Source organism: Pseudomonas multiresinivorans, from assembly GCF_012971725.1.
GTDB classification, from domain to species: Bacteria; Pseudomonadota; Gammaproteobacteria; order Pseudomonadales; family Pseudomonadaceae; genus Pseudomonas; species Pseudomonas multiresinivorans.
Genome location: NZ_CP048833.1, coordinates 3,178,217 through 3,205,045 on the forward strand (window position 1 = coordinate 3,178,217; position 26,829 = coordinate 3,205,045).

The following is a 26,829-nucleotide window of genomic DNA, read 5'->3' on the forward strand; positions in this document are numbered from 1 at the left end:
CCTTTCTGTCTGGCGCTTGCCTGGCAGGTGCTCAGGCGCTCTCGCGCACCATGTCCACGTGGGGCAGGCCGGCGTCGAGGAATTCGCCGCTGGCTACCTGGAAGCCTAGCCGTTCGTAGAAAGGAATGGCGTAGACCTGTGCCGTCAGCAGCTGGCGTTTCAGCCCCTGGCTTTCGGCCTGCTCGATGGCGGCGCGCATCAGCAGGTCGCCGACCTTCAGGCCGCGCCAGTCCTTGAGCACCGATACCCGGCCGATATGCCCGTCCGGCAGGAGGCGGGCGGTACCGATGGCGTAGTCGCCTTCGAAAGCCAGGAAATGCACGGCTTCGACGTCCTCGGCGTCCCATTCGAGTTCCGGCGGGACCGATTGCTCAGCGATGAACACCGCCTCGCGAATGCGCCGCAGATCGGCATTATCCTTCTGCCAGTCCGCCACGCGAACCCTGATCTTGCTACTCATCGGCAAACTCCAGACTGCCCTGTTTGATCAGTTCTCCGATGAGCTTACGCCCATCGTCGTCGGCCAGCCATTGGCCGAGATTCCCTTCGTGCAGCGATTCCGCCGAGCACACCAGCTTGAGCAGGTCGCGCAGTTTTTCCGGCAGCACCACGGTCTGGCCACTGGCGAACAGCAGCAGGCCGACGTCCACTTCGCTCCAGGCCATGCGGGCGCTGGGGTTGCGAATCAGGACCTCGCCCTCTTCGATGGCGGCGGTCAGGTCGGCTTCCTCGATCTCCTCACCGGCCACCAGTTCCGGGTAGCGCGGCTCGGTCATGAACTGGCCGAACCAGGTGAGCAGCAGGCGCTCGTCGCTCATGTGTTCCTGCAGCAGGTTCTTCAGGCGGTCGAGGGCGTCGCGCTGGATCTGGTGCTGGTCGAAATCACCTTTCATCGCGGCCATGCCGGCGTCGCTGTAACGCTCTTCGTCGGAAAGGAACTGGGCGAGGAAGTCGGTGAAGTGGGTCAGCACTTCGGCGGCGCTGGGGGCGCGGAAGCCAACCGAGTAGGTCATGCAGTCGTCTTCGGCGATGCCGTAGTGGGCGACGCGCGGCGGCAGATAGAGCATGTCGCCGGGCTCCAGGACCCATTCGGCGCTTTCTTCGAATTCGGCGAGGATGCGCAGGTCGGCGTGCGGCAGCATCGGGCTGCTGGCATCGCAGGTCTGGCCGACTTTCCAGCGGCGGTGGCCGTGGCCCTGCAGCAGGAATACGTCGTAGTTGTCGAAGTGCGGGCCGACGCCGCCGCCCGGTGCGGCGTAGCTGATCATCACGTCGTCGATACGCCAGCTGGGCAGGAACTTGAAGTGTTCCAGCAGTTCGGCGACTTCCGGGATGAACTGGTCGACGGCCTGCACCAGCAGGGTCCAGTCGCGCTCGGGCATCTGGCTGAAGGTGTCTTCCTGGAACGGGCCGCGGCGCAGCTCCCACGGGCTGTCGCCGTGTTCGACGACGATGCGCGATTCGATCATCTCTTCCAGGGCGAGGCCGGCCAGTTCGTCAGGGTCCAGCGGGCTCTTGAAGTCGGGGATGGCCTGGCGCACCAGCAGGGGTTTCTTCTGCCAGTAGTCGCGGAGGAATTCTTCGGCGCTGATGCCGCCCAAAAGCTGAAGAGGAATAGCAGGATTCATGTCTAAGTCCTTGAAACAAAAACGCCCGGCACAGCCGGGCGTGCAAAGTCGGGGCGAATCTCAGATGCGCTTGGCCTGGGCGGCAGCGTTACCAATGTAGCTCGCGGGGGTCAGTTTCTTCAGTTCGGCCTTGGCTTCGGCCGGCATGTCGAGACCTTCGATGAAGACCTGCAGGGCCTCGGCGCTGATGCCTTTGCCGCGGGTCAGCTCCTTGAGCTTCTCGTAGGGGTTCTCGATGCCGTAGCGGCGCATGACGGTCTGCACCGGCTCGGCCAGTACTTCCCAGCAGGCGTCCAGGTCTTCGGCGATGCGCGCGGCGTTCAGCTCCAGCTTGCCGATGCCTTTGAGACTGGCTTCGTAGGCGATGACGCTGTGGGCGAAACCAACGCCCAGATTGCGCAGCACGGTGGAGTCGGTCAGGTCGCGCTGCCAGCGGGAGATCGGCAGCTTGCTGGCCAGGTGCTGGAACAGTGCGTTGGCGATGCCCAGGTTGCCTTCGGAGTTCTCGAAGTCGATCGGGTTGACCTTGTGCGGCATGGTCGAGGAGCCGATTTCGCCGGCGACAGTCTTCTGCTTGAAGTAGCCCAGCGAGATGTAGCCCCAGACGTCGCGGTCGAAGTCGATGAGGATGGTGTTGAAACGCGCGATGGCGTCGAACAGCTCGGCGATGTAGTCGTGCGGCTCGATCTGGGTGGTGTAGGGGTTCCAGTTCAGGCCCAGGTCGCCTTCGATGAATTCGCGGGCGTTGGCTTCCCAGTCGACCTGCGGGTAGGCGGACAGGTGGGCGTTGTAGTTGCCCACGGCGCCGTTGATCTTGCCCAGCAGCTCGATCGAGGCGACTTGCTTGATCTGGCGCTCCAGGCGGTAGACGACGTTGGCCAGTTCCTTGCCCAGGGTGGTCGGGGAGGCCGGTTGGCCGTGGGTGCGCGAGAGCATCGGCACGTCGGCGAATTTCACCGCCAGCTCGCGGATGGAGTCGGCGATCTGGCGCATCAGCGGCAGCAGCACGGTGTCACGGCCTTCGCGCAGCATCAGGGCGTGGGACAGGTTGTTGATGTCCTCGGAGGTGCAGGCGAAGTGGATGAACTCACTGACCTTGGCCAGTTCCGGCAGTTTGGCCGCCTGCTCCTTGAGCAGGTATTCCACGGCTTTGACGTCGTGGTTGGTGGTGCGCTCGATGTCCTTGATGCGCTGTGCGTGCTCCAGCTGGAAGTCGTCGGCCAGTTGGTTCAGCACAGCGTTGGCTTCGGCGGAGAAGGGCGCTACTTCAGGGATGCCGGCATGGGCGGCGAGACGCTGCAACCAGCGGACCTCCACCAGGACGCGGAAACGGATCAGGCCGTATTCGCTGAAGATCGGACGCAGGGCGCTGGTTTTGCTGCCGTAACGGCCGTCAACGGGGGAAACCGCGGTAAGGGAGGAAAGCTGCATGGGGGCGTTCTCGTAGCTGTCGGTCAACGAAAAGGGCGCACATCATACACGAATGGCGCGAACCGGTCGCCCTTGCGGCGACCGGAAGGGCATGCTTCAGCTGCGCAGCAGGGGGCGCAGCTCGTTGAGCATTTTCTTTCGCGCAAACAGCATCTGCCAGCGGTTGCCGCCGAGCTGTCGCCACAGGCGCGCGGAGCGGATGCCGGCCAGCAGCAGGGCGCGGATGCGCGCGGCGTTGGCATTGATCTGCAGGTGACGCATGTCGCCGTGGACCTGGATGCGCTGACGGAAGGTGCTCAGGGTGTCCTGGTAGAGGCCGGCGCAGGAGGCGATGACGTTCTCGTGGACCAGCCCGAAGTGCTGTACCTGCTGCTGGATCTGGTCCAGGCGGGTGCCCATGATGTCGAGCATGTCGTCGCGCTTGTTCAGTTGGCGCTCCAGGCCTATCAGCGACAGGGCGTAGCGCAGCGGTTCGCGCTGCAGGCTGTTCGGGTCGCGCTCCAGAGCGCTGACCAGGGCGCGGAAGCCCTCGCGCAGGTTGGCGGTGTCGCCGCCGTAGACGTCGAGGGTGGTCTTCGGGTCGCGCACCAGCAGGCTGCCGAGCATGCAGCCCAGCGGCGCTTCGGGAACCTGGCCGGTGCGGGCGAGGCGGTCTACCAGGGCGGCGGCTTCGAAGACGCCGGAGAGTGCGATGATCTGGTCGTGCAGATCGCTCATGTAAGGTCCTTAGCGAACGCGGGTTCAGCGGATTCGATGACGCCGCCACCGAGGCAGACTTCGCCGTCATAGAAGACGACGGACTGGCCAGGGGTCACGGCGCGCTGCGGCTCGTCAAACACGGCGCGGTAGCCGCTCTCGGTGCGCTCGAGCACGCAGTCCTGGTCAGCCTGGCGGTAACGTACCTTGGCGCGCAGGGCCTTTGGCTGGTCCAGGTCGATGGGGTTGACCCAATAGATGTGCGAGGCGTGCAGGGCGCGGGAGAACAGCCATGGATGATCGTTGCCCTGGCCGACGATCAGGACGTTGCGCACCAGGTCCTTCTCCAGCACGTACCAGGGGCTGTCATCGGCATTCTTCAGGCCGCCGATGCCCAGTCCCTGGCGCTGGCCGATGGTGTGGTACATCAGGCCGACATGCTCGCCGATCACTGTGCCGTCGGTAGTCTCGATGTTGCCCGGCTGGGCCGGCAGGTACTGCTTGAGGAAGTCGCTGAAGCGACGCTCGCCAATGAAGCAGATGCCGGTGGAGTCCTTCTTCTTCGCGGTGGCCAGGCCGTATTTCTCGGCGATGGCGCGGACCTCGGGCTTTTCCAGTTCGCCAACCGGGAACAGGGTCTTGCCGATCTGCTCGCCGCCCACGGCATGGAGGAAGTAGCTCTGGTCCTTGTTCGGGTCCAGGCCCTTGAGCAGTTCGCTGTGGCCGTCGACGTCGCGGCGGCGCACATAGTGGCCGGTGGCGATCAGGTCGGCGCCCAGGGCGACGGCGTAGTCGAGGAAGGCTTTGAACTTGATCTCGCGGTTGCAGAGGATGTCCGGGTTCGGCGTGCGGCCGGCCTTGTACTCCTCGAGAAAGTGCTCGAAGACGTTGTCCCAGTATTCCGCGGCGAAGTTGGCGGTGTGCAGCTTGATGCCGATGCGGTCGCAGACCGCCTGGGCGTCGGCCAGGTCGGTCATGGCGGTGCAGTACTCGGTACCGTCGTCCTCTTCCCAGTTCTTCATGAACAGGCCTTCCACCTGGTAGCCCTGCTCCTTGAGGAGGAGGGCGGAGACGGAGGAGTCCACGCCGCCGGACATGCCGACGATGACGCGGGTGTTATGCGGGGCTTTCAGGGAGTCAGGCATGGTGGCGCATCACGGGTGCAGGTAAAGGCGGGGATTCTACCAGAGCCGAGCGGCAGAGGCTCGGGCTTGGCTCAGTCGCGGATCAGGGCCAGCGGGAAGCGCCCGCCTGCCAGGTAATCGTCGATGCAGCGCAGCACAAGGTGACTGCGCCAGCGTTCTGGCTGGGCAGCCAGTTCGTCGCGGGTCAGCCAGCGGGCGCCGAGGATGCCGTCGTCCAGCGTGCGTTCGGGGTGATGGCGCAGAGGGCGGGCGGCGAAGCAGACACGCTGGTAGGTCACGCCGTTGCTGGGGGCGGTATAGAGGTAGATGCCGGTGACGGCGGTCAACTCCACGTCCCAGCCGGTTTCCTCGAGGGTTTCGCGCACGGCGGCCTCGAGCAGCGTTTCGTTGGCTTCCAGGTGGCCGGCCGGCTGGTTGAACACCTGTTTTTTGTCAGCGGACATTTCTTCCACCAGCAGGAAGCGGCCCTGGTCTTCGACGATGGTGGCGACGGTGACGTGTGCTAGCCAGCGCATGAATCTGTTCTCGTGGTTCGAAAGGGCGCGAGTTTAACGTGGCGGGGCGTAGAAAGCAGAACCCCCGGGAGGGCCCGGGGGTTCTGGTGTCACGCGAAGTGGCTTACGCCAGTGCGTCGATCGCGGCGTTGAAGGTCGCGCTCGGACGCATGACTTGGCTGGTCAGTTCCGGGTTGGAGCGGTAGTAGCCGCCGATTTCCGCCGGCTTGCCCTGAACGCCGTTCAGTTCGGCGACGATGGCCGCTTCCTTCTCGGTCAGGGTCTTGGCCAGGGTGGCGAAGTGAGCCTTCAGCTCGGCGTCGTCATTCTGCTCGGCCAGGGCCTGCGCCCAGTACATGGCCAGGTAGAAGTGGCTGCCGCGGTTGTCGATCTCACCGATCTTGCGCGACGGCGACTTGTTGTTGTCGAGCAGCTTGCCAGTGGCGATGTCCAGGGTCTTGCCCAGTACCTTGGCCTTGGCGTTGTCGGTCTTGATGCCTTCTTCTTCGAAGGAGACGGCAAGAGCCAGGAACTCGCCCAGGGAATCCCAGCGCAGGTAGTTCTCTTCCACCAGCTGCTGTACGTGTTTCGGAGCCGAGCCGCCGGCGCCGGTTTCGTACATGCCGCCGCCCGCCATCAGCGGAACGATGGACAGCATCTTGGCCGAGGTGCCCAGCTCCATGATCGGGAACAGGTCGGTCAGGTAGTCGCGCAGGACGTTGCCGGTCACCGAGATGGTGTCCAGGCCGCGCAGCTGACGCTCCATGCTGGTGCGGATGGCTTCGTTGTAGCCCTTGATGCTGATGTCCAGGCCGGTCAGGTCGTGGTCCTTCAGGTACAGCTCGACCTTCTTGCGCAGCTCGTTGTCGTGGGCGCGCTCCGGGTCCAGCCAGAAGATGGCCGGGGTGTTGGAAGCGCGGGCGCGGGTAACGGCCAGCTTGACCCAGTCACGGATCGGGGCGTCTTTGGTCTGGCAGGCACGCCAGATGTCGCCGGCCTGCACTTCGTGCTGCATCAGGACCTTGCCGTCGGCGTCGACAACGCGCATCACGCCGTCAGCTTCCAGTTCGAAGGTCTTGTCGTGGGAGCCGTATTCCTCGGCCTTCTGCGCCATCAGGCCGACGTTCGGTACGCTGCCCATGGTGGTCGGGTCGAACGCGCCGTTGGTTTTGCAGAAGTTGATCATTTCCTGGTAGATGCGGGCGTAGGTGCTTTCCGGCATTACCGCTTTGGTGTCTTTCTGCTTGCCGTCCTTGCCCCACATCTGACCCGAGTTGCGGATCATGGCCGGCATGGAGGCGTCGACGATCACGTCGCTGGGGATGTGCAGGTTGGTGATGCCCTTGACCGAGTCGACCATCGCCATTTCCGGGCGGTGGCTGTACACCTCGTGGATGTCGTGCAGGATTTCTTCCTGCTGCGAGGCCGGCAGCGACTTGATCTTGTCGTAGACGCTGGAGATGCCGTTGTTCGGGTTCACGCCCAGCTCTTCGAACAGCTGGCCGTACTTCTCGAACACGTCCTTGTAGTAGACGGTGACGGCGTGGCCGAAGACGATCGGGTGGGAGATCTTCATCATGGTGGCCTTGACGTGCAGGGACCACATGACGCCGGTTTCCTTGCAGTCCTGCAGGGTCTTCTCGAAGAAGGCGCGCAGTTTGCTGCAGCTCATGAACATGCTGTCGAGGACTTCGCCGTCCTGCATCTTCAGGGTCTTCTTGGTCTCGACCTTGCCGTCCTTGCCGACGAACTCGATACGGACTTCACCGGCCTTCGGAATGGTGACCGACTGCTCGCTGGAGAAGAAGTCGCCGCCACGCATGTAGTCGGCGTGGGAGCGCGAAGCCATGCTCCACTTGCCCATGCTGTGCGGGTGCTTGCGGGCGTAGGCCTTCACGGCGGCCGGGGCGCGACGGTCGGAGTTGCCTTCGCGCAGGACCGGGTTCACGGCGCTGCCCAGAACCTTGGCGTAGCGGGCGCGGGTGTCTTTCTCTTCGTCGGTCTGCGGGTCTTCCGGGAAGTCCGGAATGGCGTAGCCCAGCTTCTGCAGCTCGGCGATGGCGCCCTTGAGTTGCGGTACCGAAGCGGAGATGTTCGGCAGCTTGATGATGTTGGCTTTTGCGTCGGTGGCCAGTTGGGCCAGGTAGGCCAGATCGTCTTCGATGGCCTTGTCGCCGAGCTTGTCAGCGAAGGAGGCCAGGATACGGCCCGAAAGAGAGATGTCGCGGGTCTCGACGTCGATGCCGGCGGAAGCGGCAAAGGCTTTTACGATAGGAAGAAGCGAATAGGTGGCAAGGGCGGGTGCTTCGTCGGTGAAGGTGTAGGTGATCTTCGAGCGGATGGACATCTCGTTCTAACTCTCTTCTTTGCTGGGCGCGCACAGAGTCTCGAATCGCGTTGGTACACGCTTGCGTTCAACGAAGTGGTTGACCGACCTTCGAGATTTGCCGCGGGGATATTGGGGCGCCAGTAGAGCGTTGTACGGCGGGATCCTGGTGGGGACGTGCGCCGCTGCGAGGAGAGAGTCTGGTCCCAGACTGCTCGGACCTCGATGACCATTAAGTCATGACGGCCAGTATACCACCCTAAAGGCAGGGTGAAGCGTGTCCCTTTTTTAGACTAAGGAATGATGTAGTTCGATTACCGACTTGTGAGCTACCCTCAGTGGCTGCAAGAAGGTTTCAACCAAAAAGCGGAGTTCAGCATGGGATACCAAAAGATCCAGGTGCCGGCCGGTGACAAAATCACCGTCAACGCCGATATGTCCTTGAATGTACCGAAGAACCCGATCATCCCCTTCATCGAGGGTGATGGCATTGGTGTCGATATCAGTCCGGTCATGATCAAGGTCGTCGACGCTGCCGTCGAGAAAGCCTACAAAGGCGACCGCAAGATTGCGTGGATGGAAGTCTACGCAGGCGAAAAGGCCACCCAGGTCTATGACCAGGACACTTGGCTGCCCCAGGAAACCCTGGATGCCGTTCGCGACTATGTTGTGTCCATCAAGGGCCCGCTGACCACGCCGGTCGGTGGCGGCATCCGCTCCCTCAATGTGGCCCTGCGTCAGCAACTCGATCTCTATGTCTGCCTGCGCCCGGTGCGCTGGTTCGAAGGCGTGCCCAGCCCGGTGAAGAAGCCCGGCGATGTGGACATGGTGATCTTCCGCGAGAACTCCGAAGACATCTACGCCGGCGTCGAATGGAAGGCCGGCTCCCCCGAGGCCCAGAAGGTCATCAAATTCCTCACCGAGGAAATGGGCGTCAAGAAGATCCGCTTCACCGACAACTGCGGCATCGGCATCAAGCCGGTTTCCCAGGAAGGCACCAAGCGCCTGGTGCGCAAGGCCCTGCAGTACGCCGTGGACAATGATCGTGATTCGGTCACCATCGTCCACAAGGGCAACATCATGAAATTCACCGAGGGTGCGTTCAAGGACTGGGGCTACGAGATCGCCCGCGACGAGTTCGGTGCCCAACTGCTCGACGGCGGCCCGTGGATGCAGTTCAAGAATCCCGCTACCGGCAAGAACATCGTGGTGAAGGACGTGATCGCCGACGCCATGCTGCAGCAGATCCTGCTGCGCCCGGCCGAGTACGATGTGATCGCTACCCTCAACCTGAACGGCGACTACTTGTCCGACGCCCTGGCGGCGGAAGTGGGTGGTATCGGCATCGCGCCGGGTGCCAACCTTTCCGATTCGGTGGCCATGTTCGAGGCGACGCACGGTACTGCGCCCAAGTACGCCGGTCTGGACAAGGTCAACCCGGGTTCGGTGATCCTCTCCGCCGAGATGATGCTGCGCCACATGGGCTGGCCGGAAGCGGCCGACCTGATCATCGATGGCGTGAACGGTGCCATTGCCGCGAAAACCGTCACCTACGACTTCGAACGTCTGATGGACGGCGCCAAGCTGCTGTCCTGCTCCGAGTTCGGCGACGCGATCATCGCCAAGATGTAACCGGGTGGTTCTTCACCCATGAAAAAGGCCGGCGTGCTGCCGGCCTTTTTCGTTTCGTCTGATCCTTGACGAATCAGGCTTCCGCCGTGAGGTTCTGTACCTCGCTGCTCGGGGCAGCTTGTGCGGATGGGGTGGATGCATTGGCGTTGACGGGCTGGATGTTCACTGCGTGCAACCCCTTCGGACCTTGCAGAATCTCGAAACTGACGGGTTGGCCGGCCTTGAGTGTCTTGTAGCCATCCATCTGGATTGCCGAGTAGTGAGCAAACAGGTCCTCATCTCGGCCATCAGCCAGGATGAAACCGTAGCCCTTGGCGTTGTTGAACCACTTGACCTTACCGCTGAGCATGCTGATATCCCTCTGCAAAGGACTCCATCGCTGGAGTATCATCCACTACTATTCCGCTATGCCTTTTTGTAAAGACTGGCGTCCGGAACTCCTGATACCCTCCGGGGGGTATCCTTTGGTTGTAACACCCTTTTGCCGTTAGTCAAGGCGGCGTCGTCTGGGCCTGAGAGGCGATTCAAACTCCGGCCGGCCCACTCATTCACCCACTCGCAAAGCTTTTATTCCAGCATGCATGCAAGTAGCCAGATTCGACTAACATTCAATCAGGACCGCCCGGATCCATTGGAAGACGGCGGAACGGGGTTGGCGGTTGAGGAAGCCAAGCCAGCTCTGAAAGCGCCGTCCATGTATCGGGTCATCATGTTCAACGATGACTACACCCCGATGGATTTCGTGGTTGAGGTGCTCGAGCTGTACTTCAACATGAACCGAGAGCAGGCAACCAAGGTCATGTTGACTGTGCATACCCAGGGCAAGGCGAACTGCGGGACCTTTACCCGTGATGTCGCGGAAACCAAAGCCATGCAGGTCAATCAATATGCGAGGGAGAGCCAACATCCACTGTTGTGCGAAATTGAGATAGAAGGTTGATGCGGATGTTTGGGAGCGAGGTGAAGTCATGTTGAATCGAGAGCTCGAAGTCACCCTCAATCTCGCCTTCAAGGAGGCGCGGGCGAAGCGGCATGAGTTCATGACCGTTGAGCACTTGCTGTTGGCGCTTCTTGATAATGAGGCTGCCGCGACGGTTCTGAAGGCGTGCGGTGCGAATCTGGACAAGCTGCGGAGAGACTTGCAGGAGTTCATCGATTCCACCACGCCGCTGATCCCCCAGCACGACGAGGATCGCGAAACTCAGCCAACCCTGGGCTTCCAGCGCGTCCTGCAGCGTGCCGTATTCCACGTGCAGAGTTCCGGCAAGCGCGAAGTCACCGGCGCTAACGTGCTGGTCGCGATCTTCAGCGAGCAGGAAAGCCAGGCGGTGTTCCTGCTCAAGCAGCAGAGCGTCGCACGGATCGACGTGGTCAACTACATCGCCCACGGTATCTCCAAGGTGCCGGGCCATGCCGAGCACCAGGACAGCGAGCAGGAGATGCAGGACGAGGAGGGCGGCGAGTCCTCCACTTCCAGTCATCCGCTGGATGCCTATGCCAGCAACCTGAACGACCTGGCGCGCCAGGGGCGTATCGACCCGCTGGTCGGTCGCGAGTCGGAAGTCGAGCGCGTCGCGCAGATACTGGCTCGTCGCCGCAAGAACAACCCGCTGCTGGTGGGCGAGGCCGGTGTCGGCAAGACCGCCATCGCCGAAGGCCTGGCCAAGCGCATTGTCGATGGCCAGGTGCCGGACCTGCTGTCCGACAGCGTCGTCTACTCCCTGGACCTGGGCGCGCTGCTGGCGGGCACCAAGTACCGCGGCGACTTCGAGAAGCGCTTCAAGGCGCTGCTCAATGAACTGCGCAAGCGTCCGCACGCGGTGCTGTTCATCGATGAGATCCACACCATCATCGGCGCCGGTGCAGCATCGGGTGGTGTGATGGACGCCTCCAACCTGCTCAAGCCGCTGCTGTCCTCCGGCGAGATTCGCTGCATCGGTTCCACCACCTTCCAGGAGTTCCGCGGCATCTTCGAGAAGGATCGCGCACTGGCGCGTCGCTTCCAGAAGGTCGACGTCACCGAGCCGTCCGTCGAGGACACCATCGGCATCCTCAAGGGTCTCAAGCCGCGGTTCGAGCAGCACCACCATATCGAGTACAGCGATGAGGCTCTGCGCGCTGCTGCTGAGCTGGCTGCGCGCTACATCAATGACCGGCACATGCCCGACAAGGCCATCGACGTGATCGATGAGGCGGGCGCCTACCAGCGTCTGCAGCCGGAAGAGAAACGCGTGAAGCGCATCGAGGTCCCGCAGGTCGAGGACATCGTGGCGAAGATCGCGCGGATTCCGCCCAAGCACGTCTCCAGCTCCGACAAGGAGCTGCTGCGCAACCTTGAGCGCGACCTGAAGCTGACTGTGTTCGGTCAGGCGGCGGCCATCGAGTCGCTGTCCACTGCCATCAAGCTGTCACGCGCCGGCCTCAAGTCGCCGGACAAGCCGGTGGGTTCCTTCCTCTTCTCCGGCCCGACCGGGGTCGGCAAGACCGAGGTGGCTCGCCAGTTGGCCAAGGCGCTGGGCGTTGAGCTGGTGCGCTTCGACATGTCCGAGTACATGGAGCGGCATACTGTGTCCCGCTTGATCGGCGCGCCTCCGGGCTACGTTGGTTTCGACCAGGGTGGTCTGCTCACCGAAGCGATCACCAAGACGCCGCACTGCGTGCTGCTGCTGGATGAGATCGAGAAGGCGCACCCGGAGGTCTTCAACCTGCTGCTGCAGGTGATGGACCACGGTACCCTGACCGACAATAACGGGCGCAAGGCGGACTTCCGCAACGTCATCCTGATCATGACCACCAACGCTGGCGCGGAAACCGCGGCGCGGGCCTCCATCGGCTTCACGCAGCAGGATCACACCAGTGACGCCATGGAAGTGATCAAGAAGAGCTTCACGCCGGAGTTCCGCAACCGCCTGGATACCATCATCCAGTTCGGTCGTCTGAGCCACGAGACCATCAAGAGCATCGTTGACAAGTTCCTCACCGAGCTGCAGGCGCAGCTGGAGGACAAGCACGTGCAGATCGAGGTCAGCGACTCGGCGCGCGTCTGGCTGGCGGACAAGGGCTACGACCCACAGATGGGCGCCCGCCCGATGGCGCGGCTTATCCAGGACAAGATCAAGCGGCCATTGGCCGAGGAGATCCTGTTCGGCGAGCTGGCTGAGCACGGTGGCGTGGCTCATGTGGATCTGAAGGATGGCGAGCTGGCCTTCGAGTTCGAGGTGATCGCTGCAGAACCGGCCTGACGTTGAAAAGTAAGGCCCAAACAAAAACGCCCGGCAATGCCGGGCGTTTTTCTGTGTGCCGGTTTGTACCGGCACCTACCGTCTATCAGCGAGCGCGGTAGGTGATGCGACCCTTGGAGAGGTCGTAGGGCGTCAGTTCAACGCGAACTTTGTCGCCGGTCAGGATGCGGATGTAATTCTTGCGCATCTTCCCGGAGATGTGCGCGGTAACGACGTGCCCGTTTTCCAACTCCACGCGGAACATGGTGTTGGGCAGGGTGTCGACGACAGTGCCTTCCATTTCGAAGCTGTCTTCTTTCGACATGCAGTAGAACCCTCGGTATCTAAGATTGCCTGAAGTGTTTCAGGTCATTAAAAAAGGCACATAGTGTGCCTGAAATCGCCCCACAACGCCAATGGGTGTTTTCGGGTCAGTTCAATGCGACCCAGCGCTGATTCACGAAAAGTTCGATCGGTCGGTACTGGGTCTTGTAGTTCATCTTGCGGCAGTTCTTTATCCAGTACCCGAGATAGACGGCGTGCAGGCCCAGTCGCTCGGTCTCGCCGACCTGCCAGAGGATGGCGAAGCGTCCCAGGCTGCGGCGTTCTTCGTCCGGGTCGTAGAAGGTGTAGACGGCGGAAAGGCCGTTGGGCAGCACGTCGGTCACGGCGACGGCGAGCAGGCGGCCGTGCAGGCGGAACTCGAAGAAACAGCTGAACGGCAGGTCGCGCACCAGGAAGGTGGCGAATTGGTCGCGGCTGGGTGGGTACATGTCTCCATCGGCGTGGCGCTGCTCGATGTAGCGCATGTACAGCGCATAGTACTCTTCGGTGAAGGCCGGGCGCTTGCGAATCACTTCCAGATCGGCGTTACGCTTGATGATGCGCTTCTGCTGGCGGCTCGGCTGGAATCCGGCTGCGGGGATGCGCGCGGGGATGCAGGCGGTGCAATGCTGGCAGTGCGGCCGGTAGAGGTGTTCGCCGCTGCGCCGGAAGCCAACCTCTGACAGCGAGGCGTACAACTGCGCATCCATGGGCTGGCTGGGGTCGAGGAACAGGGTGGTCGCCTGTTCTTCGGGCAGATAGCTGCATGGATGCGGTTGTGTGGCGTAAAACTTCAGGCGGGCGAGCTCGGTCATCTTCAACCCCTGCGAGGTCCCTCAGGCAAGTTTAAGACAGGCTGAGCAGGTCCGCTTGCGAAGTCCAGTCCTGCGAAGGTGTTTCGTCGAGATGACGGCGCAGGTAGCTGGCGAACTCGCCGCGGGAAATGGCTCGGGCGCCAAAGCTGTGCAGATGCTGGGTCGGCATCTGGCAATCGATCAGCACGAAGCCGGCTGCCTTCATGCGCTGCACCAGGGTCACGAAGGCCACCTTGGAGGCATTGTCGGCGCGGCTGAACATGGACTCGCCGAAGAACAGGCGGCCGATGGCCAGGCCGTAGAGGCCTCCGACCAGGTCATTGCCTTGCCAAGCTTCGGCCGAGTGGGCGACGCCCAGTCGGTGCAGCTGGCAATAGGCATCCTGCATCGGTGTGGTGATCCAGGTGCCGTCCGCGTAATCGCGCGGGCCGGCGCAGCCGTGGATGACCCGCTCGAAAGCCTGGTCGATGGTGACCTGGTACTGCTGCTGGCGGATGAACTTGGCGAGGCTGCGGGAGACGTGCAGTTCTTCGGGGAATAGCACGGTGCGTGGGTCGGGCGACCACCAGAGGATGGGTTGCCCGTCCTGGAACCAGGGGAAGCAACCGTGGCGGTAGGCCTGGATCAGGCGCTGCGGGTTGAGGTCGCCGCCGGCCGCGAGCAGGCCGTTGGGCTCGCGCAGGGCCTTGTCGAGGGGTGGAAAGTCGAAATTGCTGCGGGAAAGCCACTTGAGCATAGGGAGGAGGGGAGGGCGAGCCTCCCCTTGCACCGATCAGTTGTCGTCGAGGAACTTTTCGGCGTCCAGCGCGGCCATGCAGCCGGCGCCGGCAGAAGTGATCGCCTGGCGATAGACGTGGTCGGCCACGTCGCCAGCGGCGAACACGCCGTCGATGCTGGTCAGGGTCGCGTTGCCTTCGGCGCCGCCCTTGATCTTCAGGTAGCCGTCATGCATCTCCAACTGGCCCTTGAACAGGTCGGTGTTGGGTTTGTGGCCGATGGCGATGAACACGCCGGCGAGGTCAAGCTGGCGGGTTTCGCCGCTGTTGGCGTCCTTCAGGCGTACGCCCACGACGCCCATGTTGTCGCCCAGGACTTCGTCCAGGGTGGTGTTCCAGTGCAGGCGCACGTTGCCGTTCCTGGCTTTTTCGAACAGCTTGTCCTGCAGGATCTTCTCCGAGCGCAGCTTGTCGCGGCGGTGGATCAGGTGGACTTCCTTGGCGATGTTGGACAGGTACAGCGCTTCTTCCACGGCGGTGTTGCCGCCACCGACCACGCAGACGACCTGGTTGCGATAGAAGAAGCCGTCGCAGGTGGCGCAGGCGGATACGCCCTTGCCCATGAAGGCCTCTTCCGAGGACATGCCCAGGTACTGGGCTGAGGCGCCAGTGGCGATGATCAGTGCGTCGCAGCTGTAGGTCCCGCTGTCGCCCTTGAGGGTGAAGGGCTTCTGCTGCAACTCGGCGGTGTGGATGTGGTCGTAGACGATCTCGGTGTCGAAACGCTTGGCATGCTGCTCCATACGCTGCATCAGTGCGGGGCCGGTCAGGCCTTCGACGTCGCCGGGCCAGTTGTCGACTTCGGTGGTGGTGGTGAGCTGGCCGCCGGGCTGGATGCCGGTGATGACAACAGGCTTGAGGTTGGCGCGCGCGGCATACACGGCCGCGGTATAACCCGCGGGGCCGGAGCCCAGGATGATCAGGCGCGAATGCTTGACTTCACTCATAAAAAGACTCCATAAGCCTTTGTCACGTAAGAGAATGCATGCTCCAATTGAGCAGCCGAAAATCGGTGTTGGGCTATGCTACACCGAACCCCGGAAAGCCGGCAAAAGCGCAGTCAGGCACATCCGGGTTCGCTGGCATCGGCCGGCCAAAGCCGTACAATAGGCCCGTTTCGCGGCCCAACGACTCTCGGACGCGCGTATAGCGCAGGAATAGAAGCGTTTTGAAGGACACCACAGCAAGCCATGCCGCCGCATGGCGCCAGCAACTGCATTACCGTCTGAAGGAAGGAGCCCTGATCGCGCTTGGCGCGCTCTGCCTTTACCTGTGGATGGCGCTGCTCACCTACGATTCCTCCGATCCGGGCTGGAGCCACTCCAGCCACGTCGAGCAGGTGCAGAACGCCGCTGGCCGCCTGGGCGCGCTGAGCGCCGATATCCTGTTCATGGTGCTGGGCTATTTCGCCTACCTGTTCCCGCTGCTGCTGGCAGTGAAGACCTATCAGGTCTTCCGCAAGCGCCACATGCCCTGGGAGTGGAGCGGCTGGCTGTTCTCCTGGCGGTTGATCGGCCTGGTGTTCCTGGTGCTGTCCGGCTCCGCGCTGGCTTACATCCATTTCCACACCAGCGGTGCTCACATGCCGGCCACGGCTGGCGGCGCCCTTGGCGAGAGCCTGGGCCAACTGGGCATCAATGCCCTTAACGTGCAGGGCAGTACCCTGCTGTTCCTGGCGCTGTTCCTGTTTGGCATGACAGTGTTCGCCGATCTGTCCTGGTTCAAGGTCATGGACGTCACCGGCAAGATCACTCTCGACCTCTTCGAACTGATCCACAACGCCACCAACCGCTGGTGGAGCGCCCGCAGCGAGCACAAGCAGCTCGTCGCCCAGCTGCGCGAGGTAGACGAGCGCGTGGCGGAAGTCGCCGCGCCCATCGTCGCCGACCGTCGCGAGCAGGCCAAGGTCAAGGAACGCCTGATCGAGCGCGAGGAAGCGTTGGTCAAGAGTGTGCAGGAGCGCGAGAAGCGCGTCGCACCGAAGATCGATGTGCCGCTGCCACCCAGCAAGCCGGTCGAGCCGAGCAAGCGTGTGCAGAAGGAGAAGCAGGCGCCGCTGTTCGTCGACACCGCTGTGGAAGGCACACTCCCGCCGTTGTCGATCCTCGACCCGGCCTCGGAAAAGAAGCAGAGCTATTCGCCCGAATCCCTGGAGGCCATGTCGCGCTTGCTGGAGATCAAGCTCAAGGAATTCGGCGTCGAAGTCATCGTCGAGTCCGTGCATCCGGGCCCGGTGATCACCCGTTTCGAGATCCAGCCGGCTGCCGGCGTGAAGGTCAGCCGCATCTCCAACCTGGCCAAGGACCTGGCGCGTTCGCTCGCGGTGATCAGCGTGCGCGTGGTAGAGGTCATTCCTGGCAAGACCACCGTCGGCATCGAGATTCCCAACGAAGACCGGCAGATGGTGCGCTTCTCCGAAGTGCTGATGACGCCGGAATACGACGAGCACAAGTCCACCGTGCCGCTGGCCTTGGGCCACGATATCGGAGGTCATCCGATCATCACCGACCTGGCGAAGATGCCGCACCTGCTGGTGGCCGGTACTACCGGTTCCGGTAAGTCGGTGGGCGTGAACGCCATGCTGCTGTCGATCCTTTTCAAGTCCACGCCGGAAGAGGCGCGGCTGATCATGATCGACCCGAAGATGCTCGAACTGTCGATCTACGAAGGCATTCCGCACCTGCTCTGCCCGGTCGTCACCGACATGAAGGAGGCCGCCAACGCCCTGCGCTGGAGCGTCGCCGAGATGGAGCGCCGCTACAAGCTGATGGCGGCCATGGGCGTGCGTAACCTGGCCGGCTTCAACCGCAAGGTGAAGGACGCGGAGGAGGCCGGCACCCCGCTGACCGACCCGCTGTATCGCCGCGAGAGCATGGAAGACGAAGCGCCGCTGCTGCAGACCCTGCCGACCATCGTGGTCGTCGTCGACGAATTCGCCGACATGATGATGATCGTCGGCAAGAAAGTGGAAGAGCTGATCGCCCGTATTGCCCAGAAGGCGCGTGCGGCGGGCATCCACCTGATTCTGGCGACCCAGCGTCCGTCGGTGGACGTGATCACCGGCCTGATCAAGGCGAACATCCCCACCCGTATCGCCTTCCAGGTGTCCAGCAAGATCGACTCGCGCACCATTCTCGACCAGGGCGGCGCCGAGCAGTTGCTCGGCCACGGCGACATGCTCTACCTGCCGCCGGGCACCGGCCTGCCGATCCGTGTTCATGGCGCCTTCGTTTCCGACGACGAAGTGCACCGCGTCGTTGAGGCGTGGAAGCTGCGTGGCGCACCGAACTACATCGAGGACATTCTCGCCGGCGCCGATGAAGGCGGTGGTGGATCGTTCGAAGGTGGTGGTGGCGGCGAAGGCAGCGAGGGCAGCGAGGACGATCCGCTCTACGACGAAGCCGTGCGCTTCGTGACCGAAAGCCGCCGGGCTTCCATCTCTGCCGTGCAGCGCAAGCTGAAGATCGGCTACAACCGCGCCGCGCGGATGATCGAGGCCATGGAAATGGCCGGCGTGGTCACCGCGATGAATACCAATGGCTCGCGCGAAGTGATCGCGCCGGCCCCGATCCGTGATTGATTCGACTTCGAGGATTTCGATGCGTCTGATCCGCCTGTTGTTCGTTGCTGCGCTGGCCTTTGCCGGCGCCCAGGCCCATGCCGACGATGCTGCCGCCCAGCGCCTGAGCGGGATGCTCACCAAGGCCCAGACAATGACCGCGCGCTTCTCCCAGCTGACCCTGGACGGCAGCGGAACCCGCCTGCAGGAAACCGCCGGCACCCTGGGCCTCAAGCGCCCTGGCCTGTTCCGCTGGCACACCGATGCGCCGAACGAGCAGCTGCTGATCTCCAACGGTGAGAAAATCTGGCTGTACGACCCGGACCTGGAGCAGGTGACCATCCAGAAGCTCGACCAGCGCCTGACCCAGACCCCGGCGCTGCTGCTGTCCGGTGACGTGTCGAAGATCGGCCAGAGCTTCGATATCACCGCGAAGGATGGCGGCAACGTGGTCGACTTCACCCTCAAGCCCAAGTCCAAGGACACGCTGTTCGACAGCCTGCGGATTTCCTTCCGCAGCGGCGTGGTCAACGACATGCAGCTGATCGATAGCGTCGGTCAGCGCACCAATATCCTGTTCTTCGACGTGAAGATGAACGAGCCGATGGACGCCAAGCAGTTCGTCTTCGAAGTGCCCAAGGGCGTCGACGTCATCCAGGAATGACCGGCTGCGCGCCGGATTGATCGATAGGTAATACCGTGGACCTGTTCCGCTCCGCCCCCGTTTCCCAGCCCCTGGCCGCGCGGCTGCGCGCGACCAGCCTGGACGAGTACGTCGGCCAGGAGCATCTGCTCGCCCGTGGCAAGCCGCTGCGTGAGGCGCTGGAGCAGGGCGCGCTGCACTCGATGATCTTCTGGGGCCCGCCCGGAGTCGGCAAAACCACCCTGGCGAAGCTGCTGGCGCAGGTCACCGACGCGCACTTCGAGACCATCTCGGCAGTGCTCTCGGGCGTGAAGGAAATCCGCCAGTCGGTGGAAGTGGCCAAGCAGCATGCCGCGCAGTACGGCCGCCGCACCATCCTCTTCGTCGATGAAGTGCACCGCTTCAACAAGAGCCAGCAGGATGCCTTCCTGCCTTACGTTGAAGACGGCACGCTGATCTTCATCGGCGCGACCACCGAGAACCCGTCCTTCGAATTGAACAACGCGCTGCTCTCCCGTGCCCGCGTCTACGTGCTGAAAAGCCTGGACGAAGCGGCCCTGCGGCGGTTGGTAGAGCGTGCATTGACCGAGGAAAAGGGCCTGGGCAAGCGCAACCTGAGCCTGCCCGATGACAGTTTTGCGATCCTCATGGCCGCCGCCGACGGCGATGGGCGGCGCCTGCTCAACCTGCTGGAGAACGCTTCCGACCTCGCCGAAGACAACAGCGAGATCAGCGCCGAGCTGCTGCAGAACCTGCTGGGTGACTCGCGCCGGCGCTTCGACAAGGGCGGCGAGGCCTTCTACGACCAGATCAGCGCGCTGCACAAGTCAGTGCGTGGTTCCAGCCCCGATGGCGCGCTGTACTGGTATTCGCGCATGCTCGATGGTGGCTGCGATCCGCTGTACATCGCTCGCCGAGTGGTGCGCATGGCCAGCGAGGATATCGGCAATGCCGATCCGCGCGCGCTGACCCTGTGCCTTCATGCCTGGGACGTGCAGGAACGCCTCGGCAGCCCGGAAGGCGAGCTGGCGATTGCGCAGGCTATCGTTTACCTGGCCTGTGCGCCGAAGAGCAATGCCGTCTACAACGCTTACAACACGGCGCGCCGTGACGTGGCGGAGAGCGGTTCGCTTGAAGTGCCGCTGCATTTGCGCAACGCACCGACCAAGCTGATGAAGAACCTGGGCTATGGCGACGAGTATCGCTATGCCCATGATGAGCCGGATGCCTATGCGGCCGGAGAAGACTACTTCCCCGAGTCCATGGAACCGCGCCAGTATTACCAACCCGTGCCGCGCGGGCTCGAACTGAAGATCGGCGAAAAGCTGCGCCACCTGGCCAGCCTCGACAAGGCCAGTTCCCGCCGTCGCAGAAAATCCTGAAGTGGCGCCCTTGAGCGCCGCCTGACACTAGACACGAGAAGACACCATGCTCGATTCCAAACTGGTTCGTACCCAGCCGCAGGAAGTGGCCGAACGCCTGGCCACCCGTGGCTTCACCCTGGACGTGGCGCGCATCGAAGCGCTGGAGAGCCAGCGCAAGGCCGTGCAGACCCGCACCGAGACCCTGCAGGCCGAGCGCAACTCGCGCTCCAAGGCCATCGGCCAGGCCATGAAGAACGGCGAGGACGTCGCGCCGCTCAAGGCCGAGGTCAACCGTATGGCCGAGGAACTGGATGCCGGCAAGCGCGAACTGGATGTCATCCAGGCCGAGCTGGACAACCTGCTGCTGAATATTCCGAACCTGCCGCACGAATCCGTTCCGGTCGGTGCCGATGAAGAAGAGAACGTCGAAGTTCGTCGCTGGGGCACCCCGCGCACCTTCGACTTCGAGATCAAGGACCACGTCGCCCTGGGCGAGCAGCACGGCTGGCTGGACTTCGAGACCGCCGCGCGCCTGTCCGGCGCCCGCTTCGCCCTGATGCGCGGCCCGATCGCCCGCCTGCACCGCGCCCTGGCGCAGTTCATGCTCGACCTGCACACCCGCGAGCACGGCTACGAAGAGGCCTATACCCCGTACCTGGTACAGGCTCCGGCGCTGCAGGGCACCGGCCAGTTGCCGAAGTTCGAGGAAGACCTGTTCAAGATCCAGCGTGAAGACGAAGCCGATCTGTACCTGATCCCGACCGCCGAAGTCTCGCTGACCAACATCGTCGCCGGCCAGATCCTCGACGCGAAGGAGCTGCCGCTGAAGTTTGTCGCCCACACCCCGTGCTTCCGCAGCGAAGCCGGCGCGTCGGGCCGTGATACCCGCGGCATGATCCGCCAGCACCAGTTCGACAAGGTCGAGATGGTGCAGATCGTCGAGCCGTCCAAGTCCTGGGAAGCTCTGGAAAGCCTGGTTGGCAATGCCGAGAAGGTCCTCCAGGCGCTGGAACTGCCGTACCGCGCCCTGGCGCTGTGCACCGGCGACATGGGCTTTGGCGCCGCCAAGACCTACGACCTGGAAGTCTGGGTGCCGAGCCAGGACAAGTACCGCGAGATTTCCTCCTGCTCCAACTGCGGAGACTTCCAGGCCCGCCGCATGCAGGCGCGCTACCGCAACCCGGAAACTGGCAAGCCGGAGCTGGTCCACACCCTCAACGGCTCGGGCCTGGCCGTAGGCCGTACCCTGGTCGCCGTGCTGGAGAACTACCAGCAGGCCGACGGTTCGATCCGCGTGCCGGAAGTGCTCAAGCCGTACATGGCTGGCATCGAGGTAATCGGCTGAGATGGACTTCCTGCCGCTGTTCCACATCCTGCGCGGACGTCGCGCGCTACTGGTCGGCGGCGGTGATGTCGCACTGCGCAAGGCGCGCCTGCTGAGCGACGCCGGCGCAGTGCTGCGAGTCGTGGCACCCGAGGTGCATTCAGAGCTGCGTGAACTGGTCGAGGAGGGCGCGGGCGAATTGCTCTTGCGGCCATACGCCCAGGGTGACCTGCAGGACTGCGTGCTGGTCATCGCCGCCACCGACGATGAGCCGCTCAACGCCCAGGTTTCCCGCGACGCCAACGAGCGCGGCGTGCCGGTCAACGTGGTGGATGCACCGGCGTTGTGCAGCGTGATCTTCCCGGCCATCGTCGATCGTTCGCCGCTGGTGGTGGCTGTCTCCAGCGGTGGTGATGCGCCAGTGCTGGCGCGGTTGCTGCGCGCCAAGCTGGAAACCTGGATTCCCGCGACCTACGGCCAACTGGCCGGTCTGGCCAGCCGCTTCCGCGAGCGCGTGAAGCAGCGCCTGCCGGACCTGCAGCAGCGCCGCAAGTTCTGGGAAGACGTATTCCAGGGACCCATCGCCGAGCGCATGCTCGCCGGCCAGCCGAACGAAGCCGAGCGCCTGCTGGCGGACAAGCTGGAAGCGCCGCAGCCCGAATCCCGTGGTGAGGTCTATCTGGTCGGTGCCGGCCCTGGCGATCCGGACCTGCTGACCTTCCGCGCCCTGCGCCTGATGCAGCAGGCCGACGTGGTGCTCTACGACCGCCTCGTGGCGCCGGCCATCCTCGAGCTATGCCGCCGCGATGCGGACCGTCTGTATGTCGGCAAGCGCCGCGCGGACCACGCCGTGCCGCAGGATGAGATCAATCGTCAACTGGTCGAGCTGGCCCAGCAGGGCAAGCGCGTACTGCGCCTGAAGGGCGGTGATCCGTTCATCTTCGGTCGCGGTGGCGAGGAAATCGACGAACTGGCTGCCAACGGCATCCCGTTCCAGGTGGTGCCGGGCATTACCGCGGCAAGCGGCTGCGCGGCTTATGCCGGTATTCCGCTGACGCACCGCGATTACGCGCAGTCTGTGCGCTTCGTGACTGGGCACTTGAAGGACGGCACCACCGACCTGCCCTGGAACGATCTGGTCGCTCCGGGCCAGACGCTGGTTTTCTACATGGGCCTCGTCGGCTTGCCGGTCATCTGTGAGCAACTGGTGCGTCACGGTCGCTCCGCCGACACGCCGGCTGCTCTCGTTCAGCAGGGCACCACCGTGCATCAGCGCGTATTCACCGGCACCCTGGCGAACCTGCCGGGGCTGGTGGCCGAGCACGAAGTGCATGCGCCGACCCTGGTGATAGTCGGGGAAGTGGTGCAGCTGCGAGAGAAGCTTGCCTGGTTCGAGGGTCAGCAGTGAGAGCCGCGCGCGTAGTGATCCTGGGCGCTGTGTGCGTCCTGGGTTTCGCTGCGCTGCCGGTGTCCGCCGCAAGTTTCGATTGCAAGAAGGCCAGGCAGGCCGACGAGAAAGCCATCTGTGCGGATCGCCAGCTATCCGAGATGGATGTGCAGGTAGCAACTACCTACCGATTGTTGCGCGGCTTGTTCGCCATGGGCATGCGCGGCAACCTGGGCGACTCCCAGCTCGCCTGGCTGGAGCAGCGCCGCGCCTGCGGTGCCAACAAGGCCTGCCTGAAGCAGCGCTACCAGGAACGCCTGGACGCGCTGCAGAAGGTCTACGACGGCATCGAAAAGCCCATCTGATCCGCTTTTTCCCCTGTAGGAGCGAGCTTGCTCGCGAACCGCTTGACGCTGATGGTTTGCGTTGGATTCGCGAGCAAGCTCGCTCCTACAAATCTGGTGTTGCGCAGCTTTTGTAGGAGCGGATTCATCCGCGATGTTCGCAGCCGCTGATGAACATCGCGGACGGAGTCCGCTCCTACGATGTCTCAGCCCCTACGGAAAATACCCTTGGCCGGCACATGTTCCCGCCCGTGCGGCCCGGTGAAGTCCTGCTGCGGCCCCAGCGGCACCACGCCGGTCGGGTTGATGGTGCGATGGCTACCGTAGTAGTGATGCTTGATGTGCTGGAAATCCACCGTGCCGGCAACGCCGTCCAGTTGATATAGCTCGCGCAGCCAACCGGACAGGTTCGGATAGTCCGCCAGGCGCCGCAGGTTGCACTTGAAGTGACCGTGGTAGACCGCATCGAAGCGGATCAGCGTAGTGAACAGGCGCACATCGGCTTCGGTCAGGTATTCGCCCGCCAGGTAGCGCTGCTCGCCCAGGCGCTCCTCCAGCCAGTCCAGCTCATTGAACAATGTCTTGAAGGCTTCTTCGTACGCGTCCTGCGTCGTCGCGAAGCCCGCACGGTAAACACCGTTGTTCACGGCCGGGTAGATACGCTCGTTCAGCTCTTCGATCTGTGCGCGCAGCGCCTCCGGGTAGAGGTCCAGCGGATTGCCGGTGATCTCGTCGAAGGCGCTGTTGAACATGCGGATGATCTCCGCCGATTCGTTGCTGACGATGCGTTGCTCGTGCTTGTCCCACAGTACCGGCACGGTGACGCGGCCGGTGTAGTGCGGGTCGTCCCGGGTATAGCGCTGATGGAGGAAGTCCAGGCCGTCGAGTTTGTCTCCGGTGGAGCCGAGCGCCTTGTCGAAGGTCCAGCCGTTTTCCAGCATCAGCCAACTGACGACCGACACCTCGATCAGCGATTCGAGGCCCTTGAGCTGGCGGTATATCAGCGTGCGGTGGGCCCAGGGGCAGGCCAGGGAAACGTAGAGGTGATAGCGGCCGGCCTCGGCTCGGAAGCCGCCTTCGCCGGTAGGGCCGGGCTGGCCGTCGGCGGTGACCCAATGGCGGCGCTGCGCATTTTCGCGCTGGAAGCGGCCGTCCTTGCTGGTGTCATACCACTGATCTTGCCAGCGGCCATCAATCAACTGTCCCATCTTGAGTGCTCCAGAAAGCGGGAAGATGGGACCAGTCTATCGGCTCTGGCTCGATTGTTTAGCGCAAAAACAGGATTCCAGCTATCGACTAAATCGATCTGTTGCGCTCAGTCCAGCGTTTATCGGCCTCTGCGAAGGCTTCGTCTCGCTGTAGCCCTCGCGCGCGCAAGGCCAGGGCCATGGTTGCGCGGACGGCCAGTTCGCCATAGACGTCCTCCGCGTCGCCGCGCCAGACGGCGGCCAGATGCTGCGGGTCGAGGCTTTCCGGTTTGACGTGGCGCAGCGGTGAAAGCGCGGGCCATTCTTCGTCCCAGTCATTGCCATCGCGGCAGCCGTACAGGTGCGAAGTGGCGTCCGGGTTCACTTCGATCTCGCCGCCTTCGCCCTTGATGACGATGGCGTAGTCGCCCAGCAGGCGGCTGCCTTCGCGGTGCACGGCCTGGTAGCCGGGATGGAAGATGCTTTGCAGCACGCAGGTCGCGCCCAGCGGGTTGATCAGGCGCACCGAGGAATGAATGGGTGAGCGTAGGCCGAGGGTGTTGCGCAAGTCGATCATTCGCTGCAGTCGCGGCATCCAGTCCACCAGCGGGGCGAAGGCGAACCCTTGGGTATCCAGCGCCTGGCTGACTGCGCTCCAGTCGCGGCACAGCGGCAGGCCCAGCAGCTCAAGCAATTGCTCGGTGTAGAGACGGCCGGCGGTGTGGGCGCCCGCGCCATGCAGAAGTATGCGGGTGCCGCTGCCGCCCAGGCATTTCACCGCCAGCAGGTACCAGGGCAGGTGACGCTTCTTGCCGGCGTAGCTCGGCCAGTCCAGGTCCACGGCGATTTTCGGCGCTTGCAGGCGCTCGCGGACGGCCTCGGTGAAGCCGGCCAGCTCTTCGGCGCTTTCCTCCTTGTGCCGCAGCAGCATCAGGAAGGCGCCCAGCTGCGCCTCTTCGACCTTGTCGTCGAGGATCAGGCCCAGCGCTTCGCGGGCTTCTTCGCGGGTCAGTCCGCGCGCGCCGCGCTTGCCTTTGCCGAGGATGCGGACGAACTGGGCGAAGGGGTGTTCGGCGGGTGTCTGCAGGACGAGCGGGGCGGCGGTCATAGGCAATTGGTCGGCTTCGGCAGGCCGGCGAGCTTGGCAGCAAGCTTGGCCGGGGTGCCCTTGAACAGGAGGTTGAGGTGCAGGCTGCTGCCCTTTTCCGCGCCCAGCTTCTGGGCTACGTATTTGATCAGCGGGCGGTTGGCCGGGGAGAGCTGAAACTCGCCGTAGAACTCGCGCAGCAACAGGAGGATTTCCCAATGCTCGGGCGTCAGGTGGATGCCTTCGTTGTGCGCCAGGGCTTCGGCGGCGGCGTCGCTCCAGTCGTTGAGATCGACGAGGTAGCCGTCCTTGTCCAGCGGCAGGGCTTGCCCATTGACCAGGAGAGTGCTCATAACCAGGCGTTCACCTTGTCGAAGCGGGTGCAGAGTTCGACGAAGCGGGGGTAGTCCACGCTGTCGACTCGGGAGGTGACGGCGTCGAGCCCGCGCGCCTGCAGGTCTTCCTGCAGCGCAAACAGGGTATTGCTCGCCGGCAGTTGCTCCAGCGCCTGCGCTGGTTGCGTGCCCGTGCGGAGCGCATATACCGCGTCACCGGCCAGCATGATGCCGTCATTGACGCCCAGCAGGCGCAGGCAGCTGTCGAGCCGACCGTCATTGAAGGGGGAGTGCGAGAGCAGGTGGAGAGTAGCCATCAGATCGTGATCACCTGGTCGTGGGTTTGCAGCAGACCGCGAAGGGCGTTGTCATCCAGTACCTGTGTGGCCAGCGTGAGGCTGCTGGCGTCCAGGCCGCGCTCGGTCAGGCTGCGCGCGCTGGCATAGAGCTCCTCGACGCCAAAAAGCGGCAAGGCCTGCAGATTGGCTTGCAGGTCTTTTTGCTCAATACCGGCAGGGCGCTGGCCGGGTGCCAGCTGGAATACACCGTCATCGAGGAAGAGCATCGAGATCGGCAGGTCGAACGCGCCTCCGGCCAGGGCGATATCCAGCGCCTCGCGGGCAGCGGGGCCGGCCCAGGGGGCCTGGCGGCTGATGATCAGTAGGGACTTGGCCATCAGTTGCCTCCAAAGCAGACCAGGCGGTCCGCCTGTTGCGCTGCTTCATGCAGTTGGCCGAGGCCGGAAAGGTCCCAGGGTGCCTGCAGGTTGGCTGCGGGGCGGGAGTAGCGGCTTGCTTCCTCGCTATTCAGCACGCCGCGGCGCAGGGCTGCGGCGATGCAGACAACGCCGTCAAGCTGGTTGTCGGCAACGAAGCGCGTCCAGGCCGCCGCAACATCCAGTTCATCCTGGCTGGCCACGGTGTTGGCCGCGGCGCTGTGCACTCCGTCCTGATAGAAGAACAGTCGAGAGATTTCGTGGCCGCCGGCCAGCGCGGCTTCGGCGAAGCGCAGGGCGCGCCGGGCGGCTGGTGAGTGCGGTGGGGAGAAGAGGGCGATGACGAACTTCATGGAGCTGGCCTTGGCGGCGAATTTTCGCAGGATGATACGGCGC

The 26,829-nt window shown here is 63.4% G+C and carries 27 protein-coding genes; 9 read left to right on the plus strand and 18 right to left on the minus strand.

Going from position 1 to position 26,829, the window contains the following annotated elements; genetic code table 11:
* Positions 1-31: 31 nt before the first annotated feature.
* The 7 genes from G4G71_RS14365 to G4G71_RS14395 form a co-directional block, all read right to left on the minus strand.
* Positions 32-460 carry a GNAT family N-acetyltransferase gene (locus G4G71_RS14365; protein ID WP_054909440.1) on the minus strand — a complete coding sequence of 143 codons (429 nt, stop codon included), beginning with the start codon at positions 458-460 and terminating at the stop codon, positions 32-34.
* Entirely contained in the window at positions 453-1,628 is a 1,176-nt protein-coding gene (locus G4G71_RS14370) for a ribosomal protein uL16 3-hydroxylase (protein WP_169938601.1), read from the minus strand. The genes G4G71_RS14365 and G4G71_RS14370 overlap by 8 nt, the downstream gene beginning before the upstream one ends.
* 60 nt (positions 1,629-1,688) lie before the next feature.
* On the minus strand, positions 1,689-3,059 hold the full coding sequence (purB, locus tag G4G71_RS14375) for an adenylosuccinate lyase (RefSeq protein WP_169938604.1): 1,371 nt from the start codon (positions 3,057-3,059) through the stop codon (positions 1,689-1,691).
* Between the two features lie 96 nt (positions 3,060-3,155).
* Positions 3,156-3,776 carry a high frequency lysogenization protein HflD gene (gene hflD / locus G4G71_RS14380; protein WP_169938606.1) on the minus strand — a complete coding sequence of 207 codons (621 nt, stop codon included), beginning with the start codon at positions 3,774-3,776 and terminating at the stop codon, positions 3,156-3,158.
* Entirely contained in the window at positions 3,773-4,900 is a 1,128-nt protein-coding gene (gene mnmA, locus G4G71_RS14385; RefSeq protein ID WP_169938608.1) for a tRNA 2-thiouridine(34) synthase MnmA, read from the minus strand. The genes hflD and mnmA overlap by 4 nt, the downstream gene beginning before the upstream one ends.
* Before the next feature lie 71 nt (positions 4,901-4,971).
* The gene (locus G4G71_RS14390) at positions 4,972-5,415 is read right to left on the minus strand and encodes an NUDIX hydrolase (protein WP_169938610.1); all 444 of its coding nucleotides are present in this window, start codon (positions 5,413-5,415) and stop codon (positions 4,972-4,974) included.
* Between the two features lie 103 nt (positions 5,416-5,518).
* Entirely contained in the window at positions 5,519-7,741 is a 2,223-nt protein-coding gene (locus G4G71_RS14395; protein ID WP_054909437.1) for an NADP-dependent isocitrate dehydrogenase, read from the minus strand.
* 357 nt (positions 7,742-8,098) lie between these two features.
* On the opposite strand from G4G71_RS14395, the gene icd reads away from it, so the two are divergent.
* Positions 8,099-9,352 carry an NADP-dependent isocitrate dehydrogenase gene (icd, locus tag G4G71_RS14400; RefSeq protein WP_169938612.1) on the plus strand — a complete coding sequence of 418 codons (1,254 nt, stop codon included), beginning with the start codon at positions 8,099-8,101 and terminating at the stop codon, positions 9,350-9,352.
* A gap of 73 nt (positions 9,353-9,425) precedes the next feature.
* Here the strand turns inward: icd and cspD are convergent, their stop codons facing one another.
* A complete protein-coding gene (gene cspD, locus G4G71_RS14405) occupies positions 9,426-9,701 on the minus strand; it encodes a cold shock domain-containing protein CspD (protein ID WP_054909436.1) in 276 nt (91 codons plus the stop codon).
* Between the two features lie 228 nt (positions 9,702-9,929).
* Between cspD and clpS the strand changes: the two genes are divergently transcribed.
* Positions 9,930-10,292, plus strand: a complete 363-nt coding sequence (clpS, locus tag G4G71_RS14410; RefSeq protein ID WP_169938613.1) for an ATP-dependent Clp protease adapter ClpS — start codon at positions 9,930-9,932, stop codon at positions 10,290-10,292.
* A gap of 28 nt (positions 10,293-10,320) precedes the next feature.
* Positions 10,321-12,594 carry an ATP-dependent Clp protease ATP-binding subunit ClpA gene (clpA, locus tag G4G71_RS14415; RefSeq protein ID WP_169938615.1) on the plus strand — a complete coding sequence of 758 codons (2,274 nt, stop codon included), beginning with the start codon at positions 10,321-10,323 and terminating at the stop codon, positions 12,592-12,594.
* An 85-nt stretch (positions 12,595-12,679) separates the two neighbouring features.
* Here the strand turns inward: clpA and infA are convergent, their stop codons facing one another.
* From infA to trxB, 4 genes are all read right to left on the minus strand, one after another.
* The gene (gene infA, locus G4G71_RS14420; RefSeq protein WP_002553999.1) at positions 12,680-12,898 is read right to left on the minus strand and encodes a translation initiation factor IF-1; all 219 of its coding nucleotides are present in this window, start codon (positions 12,896-12,898) and stop codon (positions 12,680-12,682) included.
* 106 nt (positions 12,899-13,004) lie between these two features.
* Complete coding sequence (locus tag G4G71_RS14425; RefSeq protein ID WP_169938617.1) at positions 13,005-13,712, minus strand: arginyltransferase; 708 nt, start codon at positions 13,710-13,712, stop codon at positions 13,005-13,007.
* 31 nt (positions 13,713-13,743) lie between these two features.
* A complete protein-coding gene (aat, locus tag G4G71_RS14430; protein WP_169938619.1) occupies positions 13,744-14,448 on the minus strand; it encodes a leucyl/phenylalanyl-tRNA--protein transferase in 705 nt (234 codons plus the stop codon).
* Positions 14,449-14,484: 36 nt separating this feature from the next.
* Positions 14,485-15,435 (minus strand): thioredoxin-disulfide reductase, encoded by a 951-nt coding sequence (trxB, locus tag G4G71_RS14435; RefSeq protein ID WP_169938621.1) that lies wholly within the window; start codon positions 15,433-15,435, stop codon positions 14,485-14,487.
* Positions 15,436-15,656: 221 nt separating this feature from the next.
* Between trxB and ftsK the strand changes: the two genes are divergently transcribed.
* Genes ftsK through G4G71_RS14465 form a run of 6 tightly spaced genes read left to right on the plus strand, consistent with a single transcriptional unit; the run spans position 15,657 to position 23,130 of the window.
* A complete protein-coding gene (ftsK, locus tag G4G71_RS14440; RefSeq protein WP_169938623.1) occupies positions 15,657-18,068 on the plus strand; it encodes a DNA translocase FtsK in 2,412 nt (803 codons plus the stop codon).
* 19 nt (positions 18,069-18,087) lie between these two features.
* Positions 18,088-18,711 (plus strand): outer membrane lipoprotein periplasmic chaperone LolA, encoded by a 624-nt coding sequence (lolA, locus tag G4G71_RS14445; RefSeq protein ID WP_169938625.1) that lies wholly within the window; start codon positions 18,088-18,090, stop codon positions 18,709-18,711.
* Positions 18,712-18,746: 35 nt separating this feature from the next.
* Positions 18,747-20,072, plus strand: a complete 1,326-nt coding sequence (locus G4G71_RS14450; RefSeq protein ID WP_045214802.1) for a replication-associated recombination protein A — start codon at positions 18,747-18,749, stop codon at positions 20,070-20,072.
* A gap of 46 nt (positions 20,073-20,118) precedes the next feature.
* Positions 20,119-21,399: a serine--tRNA ligase gene (gene serS, locus G4G71_RS14455; RefSeq protein WP_169938627.1), complete on the plus strand. Its 1,281-nt coding sequence runs from the start codon at positions 20,119-20,121 to the stop codon at positions 21,397-21,399.
* Position 21,400: 1 nt separating this feature from the next.
* Positions 21,401-22,786, plus strand: coding sequence for a siroheme synthase CysG (cysG, locus tag G4G71_RS14460; protein ID WP_169938629.1), 1,386 nt, complete (start codon positions 21,401-21,403; stop codon positions 22,784-22,786).
* A gap of 14 nt (positions 22,787-22,800) precedes the next feature.
* Positions 22,801-23,130 carry a lysozyme inhibitor LprI family protein gene (locus G4G71_RS14465; RefSeq protein WP_420826013.1) on the plus strand — a complete coding sequence of 110 codons (330 nt, stop codon included), beginning with the start codon at positions 22,801-22,803 and terminating at the stop codon, positions 23,128-23,130.
* A 185-nt stretch (positions 23,131-23,315) separates the two neighbouring features.
* On the opposite strand, the gene G4G71_RS14470 is transcribed toward G4G71_RS14465, so the two are convergent.
* From G4G71_RS14470 to tusD, 6 genes are all read right to left on the minus strand, one after another.
* The gene (locus tag G4G71_RS14470; RefSeq protein WP_169938631.1) at positions 23,316-24,317 is read right to left on the minus strand and encodes a glutathione S-transferase family protein; all 1,002 of its coding nucleotides are present in this window, start codon (positions 24,315-24,317) and stop codon (positions 23,316-23,318) included.
* A gap of 88 nt (positions 24,318-24,405) precedes the next feature.
* On the minus strand, positions 24,406-25,404 hold the full coding sequence (locus G4G71_RS14475; RefSeq protein WP_169938633.1) for a glycosyl transferase family protein: 999 nt from the start codon (positions 25,402-25,404) through the stop codon (positions 24,406-24,408).
* A complete protein-coding gene (locus G4G71_RS14480; protein ID WP_169938635.1) occupies positions 25,401-25,736 on the minus strand; it encodes a TusE/DsrC/DsvC family sulfur relay protein in 336 nt (111 codons plus the stop codon). Before G4G71_RS14480 ends, G4G71_RS14475 begins: the two co-directional genes overlap by 4 nt.
* Positions 25,733-26,035, minus strand: a complete 303-nt coding sequence (gene tusB, locus G4G71_RS14485) for a sulfurtransferase complex subunit TusB (RefSeq protein ID WP_169938636.1) — start codon at positions 26,033-26,035, stop codon at positions 25,733-25,735. The genes G4G71_RS14480 and tusB overlap by 4 nt, the downstream gene beginning before the upstream one ends.
* Positions 26,035-26,394 carry a sulfurtransferase complex subunit TusC gene (tusC, locus tag G4G71_RS14490; protein WP_169938638.1) on the minus strand — a complete coding sequence of 120 codons (360 nt, stop codon included), beginning with the start codon at positions 26,392-26,394 and terminating at the stop codon, positions 26,035-26,037. The genes tusB and tusC overlap by 1 nt, the downstream gene beginning before the upstream one ends.
* Positions 26,394-26,786 (minus strand): sulfurtransferase complex subunit TusD, encoded by a 393-nt coding sequence (gene tusD / locus G4G71_RS14495; protein ID WP_169938640.1) that lies wholly within the window; start codon positions 26,784-26,786, stop codon positions 26,394-26,396. Before tusD ends, tusC begins: the two co-directional genes overlap by 1 nt.
* Positions 26,787-26,829 lie beyond the last annotated feature (43 nt).